General features: G+C 53.9%; 9 protein-coding genes. 3 read left to right on the top strand and 6 right to left on the bottom strand.

The features are described 5' to 3' along the window. Window positions 1-161: 161 nt before the first annotated feature. The 5 genes from ACSQ3I_RS27990 to ACSQ3I_RS27970 form a co-directional block, all read right to left on the bottom strand. Window positions 162-521, bottom strand: a complete 360-nt coding sequence (locus ACSQ3I_RS27990) for a hypothetical protein (protein ID WP_436004436.1) — start codon at window positions 519-521, stop codon at window positions 162-164. A gap of 11 nt (window positions 522-532) precedes the next feature. Continuing rightward, window positions 533-832: a BON domain-containing protein gene (locus tag ACSQ3I_RS27985; RefSeq protein WP_436004434.1), complete on the bottom strand. Its 300-nt coding sequence runs from the start codon at window positions 830-832 to the stop codon at window positions 533-535. A gap of 367 nt (window positions 833-1,199) precedes the next feature. Further along, the gene (locus tag ACSQ3I_RS27980; RefSeq protein ID WP_436004432.1) at window positions 1,200-1,397 is read right to left on the bottom strand and encodes a hypothetical protein; all 198 of its coding nucleotides are present in this window, start codon (window positions 1,395-1,397) and stop codon (window positions 1,200-1,202) included. Between the two features lie 433 nt (window positions 1,398-1,830). Then, complete coding sequence (locus tag ACSQ3I_RS27975; protein ID WP_436004430.1) at window positions 1,831-2,046, bottom strand: BrnA antitoxin family protein; 216 nt, start codon at window positions 2,044-2,046, stop codon at window positions 1,831-1,833. Between the two features lie 68 nt (window positions 2,047-2,114). After that, window positions 2,115-2,402 (bottom strand): DUF982 domain-containing protein, encoded by a 288-nt coding sequence (locus ACSQ3I_RS27970; protein WP_436004428.1) that lies wholly within the window; start codon window positions 2,400-2,402, stop codon window positions 2,115-2,117. Window positions 2,403-2,645: 243 nt separating this feature from the next. Here ACSQ3I_RS27970 and ACSQ3I_RS27965 point away from each other — a divergent pair, with 243 nt between their 5' ends. Then, complete coding sequence (locus tag ACSQ3I_RS27965) at window positions 2,646-2,975, top strand: hypothetical protein (RefSeq protein ID WP_436004426.1); 330 nt, start codon at window positions 2,646-2,648, stop codon at window positions 2,973-2,975. Window positions 2,976-3,042: 67 nt separating this feature from the next. Here ACSQ3I_RS27965 and ACSQ3I_RS27960 read toward each other — a convergent pair whose 3' ends face one another. Then, a complete protein-coding gene (locus ACSQ3I_RS27960; RefSeq protein ID WP_436004424.1) occupies window positions 3,043-3,552 on the bottom strand; it encodes a hypothetical protein in 510 nt (169 codons plus the stop codon). Between the two features lie 247 nt (window positions 3,553-3,799). On the opposite strand from ACSQ3I_RS27960, the gene ACSQ3I_RS27955 reads away from it, so the two are divergent. Both ACSQ3I_RS27955 and ACSQ3I_RS27950 read left to right on the top strand, forming a co-directional pair. After that, the gene (locus tag ACSQ3I_RS27955; RefSeq protein WP_436004422.1) at window positions 3,800-4,345 is read left to right on the top strand and encodes an ImmA/IrrE family metallo-endopeptidase; all 546 of its coding nucleotides are present in this window, start codon (window positions 3,800-3,802) and stop codon (window positions 4,343-4,345) included. 91 nt (window positions 4,346-4,436) lie between these two features. Continuing rightward, window positions 4,437-5,189 (top strand): hypothetical protein (locus ACSQ3I_RS27950; protein ID WP_436004420.1); only part of this gene is annotated, 753 nt, incomplete at its 3' end.

The raw sequence follows: 5,189 nt of genomic DNA, 5'->3' as shown, positions 1-5,189 counted from the left end.
GACGTTGACGACTGGTATGGGCGTCAAAACTGGAACTAAGTGGCCTGTCTCCAAAATTAACCCCGCGTGAAGCGGGGTTATCTTTTTCCGCAATGACTGTTGGACAGCCACGCAGCCGATTAGGCCGAAGGCGGCTTCACTGCTTATTCAGCGGGCACCACCTACCAAATCTGTTTTTCGATTTTAGCTGCCACGAGCGGAGCCGCGACAGCGCCGGCAAGCCCAAGGCGCAGTCGATTCGCAATTGCGCCGATTACGAAGGTCACGACGGCCGTTGTTGCAATCTGCGACCAAGAGCGATCTGCTGGTGGCGTTACCAGCTTCACCTCTGAGATCGCCGAAAGTTCGGCCCGCATTTCAGCCACTTCGTGCCTTAGCCAAGCTATCTGTCGTCGGAGGTCTTCATGACTGCAGTCCTTGGCAAGTTCTGGGCGCTCGCCTGCCGCGGTCACCGTCACATCGTCGAGTTCCGCCAGGTGATCCTGCAGCTGCGAGTAGGTCTCGAAACCATTAGCTCTCATCACTTCCTCCTTTAGTGTAGCTCGCCGCGCCAGCTTAGGTCAGGCGATTGTGCTGAAAGTCGACTTTCAACCCTTTTCACCCCCTCGACACGCGATGCTACCTCAACCGCCCTCACCACCTCTTCTTCCGTTAAAACAGATCCTGTCAGGATTATCGTCGATCCTCGCCCGACGACAGCAATGCCAGACGCATCTAGCGCTCCATCGCTGCCGAGCGCGTCGGCGACAGCCGTTTCCAGCACTGCTTGTGGGGGGAACTCGACTTCTACGGTCGGCGGAAGCTCGTGAAATGTGGCCGGCTTGAAAACCATTGCTGCCTCCTCACCGAAGGCCGAAGAAAGACAGAATGGCGAGCACGATGACGACGGCGCCGACAATCCAGATAATCTGATTCATAATTTTCTCCTTCTCGTTTCCTGGCGGCTAGAACGAGACGAACGTGCATAAGTTCCGATTTCAATGGGAAGAAAAATGCCCGGCACATGGCCGGGCAATCAGGTCGAAAACACAACGGTGCGGAACTGAGACGAGCAGGAAACTCTCCGGAGACGGAGAAGCTCGCCCCAGTCCGCGGTGTATCCAACCTCGGAACAAAGATATGGTTCCCGGCAAAAATTTGGTCTTAGCGCCCGGACTTGCACCAGCTGCATTTCGCGTCTTCGGCCTGCGTTTTTCCTTTCAGGAAGCCGCGCCTGATTCATTTGCCTGCCGCTTCCTTGCGTCTAGGAAGTTTAAAACCTCCACCACGTTTTTGGCCTTCTCTTCGTCCATCCCCATATAAAGCTGATCGCCGTTCTTCGCCAGCCAGCCCGTGAATTTGTCGATTATCGCCCAGGTGTCGTCGTCGTCGTGGAATAATTCAAAGCGTGTGGTCATTGCTTTCGTCCTAATTGCGGATGTCCTTCATTTGGCTTGGGGACGAGAATGCCTGGATCTGCGGTTATAAGCAGTCACCCATGGCACACGCTTAGCCGTGGATGGAAACGCACAGCGCGCAGATCCTTTCGCCGGGAGAAACGACTCTGGCTGTACTGGGGTTCTGGCCGTCGGCATGGGCTTCCGGATCGACACTTATATCAGTGGCCGCGCAGACTACCGTTGCGCCTTGGCGTTTTTGCATTCCGCCTGCCAGAACTTTTTTCGAACACAATGATCACCTATATGTCGGTCATCGGCATTGCTGGTGAGCGCTTTGCGCTCGCAGTGCTGTGTCGCTGATGCTTTTGACCACGGATGTACTGGCACTGGTAGATAAGCGGTGATGAGAAAGGTCGGCGCATTTATGCCCGGCCTTTTTTGTTGCCCAAAGTTATAGCTTGGCGGCTTTCCGTAGCGCGGCGTTCATCCGCGTTTGCCAGTTCTCTCCGGTTGAACGGAAATACGCCAAAACGTCGCTATCAACTCGCAGAGAAACCAACTGGCTTGCTGGAACGGCGAGCTTTGCCCTCTTCTTTGTTGCGCGGTGATCGAGAACGTCCTGGACGCGATCGATCGGCAATCCCTCTATGTTGTCCGACTTTTTCATCTTGGTCTCCCATGCCGAATAAGTATCACGCCGCTGCGCCGGAGAGCAAACAGCCTCCTCGGCGTTAACTAAATACCCAACCTCTCATACTCAGTCATTGACGCGAGAAGACCGCTGTCCATGCAGCACGCAACAAAGAGGCCGCGAGCATCTGCCGGCGGCACCTTACCCGTTAGGGATTCGCGACAGACACGAACGGCGGCCTTGTGGAGCGTACCCTTTTCCCGAGGCCAGTCCGTTAGAACCAGCAAAGCATCAGCCGGTCCATGCACCTCTTCGCGGACCCAGATACCTCGGCGCAGCCGAACTGGCGCGCTCCATTTCTTTCTAAAATTCACACGAATGATGTCGCTCATGTCTACCTCCGAACCGACGTCGAACGAGACACGGTGGCGAGATGTTCCGGATAGAGGGCTGCCGAGCTGGAGCCTCAACGGCATGCGCAAGCTATACACGTTAGGACGCTCTTCAAACGTCGGCTAAGGCCAGGGGTTTCACAACATCTAAGCGAAATACGTCCGCCTGGCGGCTTTGTCGCTTGAAAATCACAGCGCCCACGCCAAGTCACTGGTATGGACGCAGTGCATGCGAGGACAGCAATGGAGCGGCTGGTTTTTGGCCTTGAGTATCAGAACGCGGCTGGTGAAGAGGTCGAAACCTCATATATGACCGATGATAAGGGCGTGTACTCCATCGAGGAAGTCCGGATTATCCCCTACTTCAAGGCGGGAGGCGCGGGTTATGGGTATTCAGGGGATGCGGTTGGCGAGTATCATGTCACCGTTGATGTGAGGAATGCGCCGTTCACAAAGTATCTGGCCGCCAACGATAATCGTTCCCCGAGAATGTCGCTGACGGTCGGTTTGCTGACGATACTTTCGTTCGTGACTCAGCATTCGAAGCAACCGTTTCGCCACCTCTTTAGGTAGCGCTCATGACTCCTTCGATGCCGTGCCGGTGAACTTCACATGGATGACGTCTAATTCGGTAAGAGGATTATTTTGGCGGCGGCACGCGTCCTTCGACAGTGCACAGTTTTCCGGCTTCCCATCCTTCCGAAAAACTGGTGCGAGAATCCCATATCGTCCACGACGTGTGGGGGATTTCCTCGTGAACGAAGGATACACGCTGGAAAGTTGGAAGCGAAAATTGCCCGGCTTTGGGGCCGTCGTGATTAGGCGAATGACCGAAAAGTACGCTTAGGCGATCAAGCCCGACAAAAATCGTGCCAAAATGGGATTGATAATTTGTGCCCTTATGGGGGAGCGACTCCGGTCCAACCTTGAGCTCAATGAACCAATCGTTGCCATATGAAGCGCATAAATCCTCCCTCTTAGCGAGGTCGATTTGGGGCCATCCGAGGTCGGCGCCGTGTATCAAACCGATCTCCACGTTGCCTTCCTCTTCCGCAAGGCTGACAGCTAGGTACCCTCGGCCGTCCAAAATGAGTTCGCCAGGAAGAGTATCTCCCAAACGCTTAAGCTTCAAAGGCGGATGCAATTCCATTGATCTCTCCGTTTCTGCGAGCAGTGTTTTTTTTCTGTCTGAATTGGATACCTCGCGTAGGAGTCCAATAGCCCCGTACACGCGCTTTTGGCCTATGTTACCGAAGTACATGTTCGAATCACGGAAAAGATGTAAAGGGTATTGGGCAAAGCTCACATCAAAACAAAGTCAAGGCGACATGTGGATAATTCGTTGACGTTGTACCATGTATCAAGGAGCCGTCTGTACCACTTGTGGGGAACGGAGCATGGTTGAATATTTGGACCCGATACCGACCGGAACGTCAAAAGCGTCGGTGCATAACTTTGCAGAAGAACTGGCCAGGAATTTGAGTTTCGAGCCAGGAGACGCGTTCGACCGTCTCATTTCAATGCTTAGCGGAAAAGTCCTCTATCGGAATCCCAGCACACAGGAGCGGCCGGAGGCAATCCGAGTCGAGCCTTCAGGGAGGTTCGAAATCTATTTGCCAAGCGTTACGTCGCTTGGGCGGGATCGCTTCACAATCGCCCACGAGCTTGGCCACTTTTTCCTACATTTCCCTATGGTTCAAGAGCTGAGGGGAGCTGAATTTGGCATGCAGGCCACACGCTGGGTCGATGAAGGAAAGCCTGAACTCAGACGGTGCGAATGGGAAGCAAACTGGTTTGCCGCAGCGTTTATGATGCCGGAGGAAGAGTTCAGAGAAGCTTTCGCCCAGCATGAATCGCTTGCACGAGTGGCTTCACTTTTCGGAGTCACTATCGCCGCGGCTACGGTTCGCGCTCAGTCATTGAATATTCCAGTTATGGGTTGACGCCTTGATTGAGTGTCCTGATTACCGTGTTCGATTGTTTCTGTCAGCAGACCTAGTAAATTCCACCGCTTTCAAGAATAACGGCGACACCATGACCAGCGATATGTATCCTGGGTGGGTCGAAAAATTTAAGCAATTTTACCTTCAATTCCCAAAACTAGTGCAAAATTACTATTCAGACAGCGTGAGCTGCCGAAAAGATGGCTTGACTATAGAAACGGCGCCGAAGCTATGGAAATTGGTCGGGGATGAAATTGTTTTTTGCTGCCGACTCCATAGCCTGCAGCACCTGTCATGTTGTGTAAACGCGTTTTTGGATGCCATGGCATACTATGGGCAGACATTAGAAGAGGACGCCAGTACCGCGGCTTTGGACATCAAAGGTGCCGGGTGGGTGGCGTGCTCGCCTCCCCATACCGTTACCCTCCGGATTGATGGGGGTGATATTCGATCCACCGAATTGAACGTCGACTTTGTTACCGAGGGCTTTGAGCTCGAAGCAGATAACAGCCCTGCGAAATTCGATTTTATAGACACAGCGATTGACGCGGGCTTCAGGTGTTCGGAGTACGCCGCGGCCGACCGCTTTTCCCCGTCCGCCGAACTCGTCTACCTATTGGCCGTTTCCGGCGAGCGCCACCTCTTTACGCGGCCATTCACTTATCACGGCCGCCAGCTCTTAAAAGGCGTTCACGGCAACACGCCCTACCCTTCGTTCTCACTAGACTGCGAACGAGATCCGCTAAAGCGGGAGTTGCGCACCAGAGAACGTGCGCTCACCCAAGAAATGTCGATCGCGCCTCTGCATGTCCGCGAATTTATCGTTACCTACCTTCAAATGGTC

The organism is Rhizobium sp. LjRoot30 (assembly GCF_964253915.1).
Classification (GTDB): domain Bacteria; phylum Pseudomonadota; class Alphaproteobacteria; order Rhizobiales; family Rhizobiaceae; genus Metarhizobium.
This window is presented reverse-complemented; position numbering and strand designations above follow the sequence as displayed.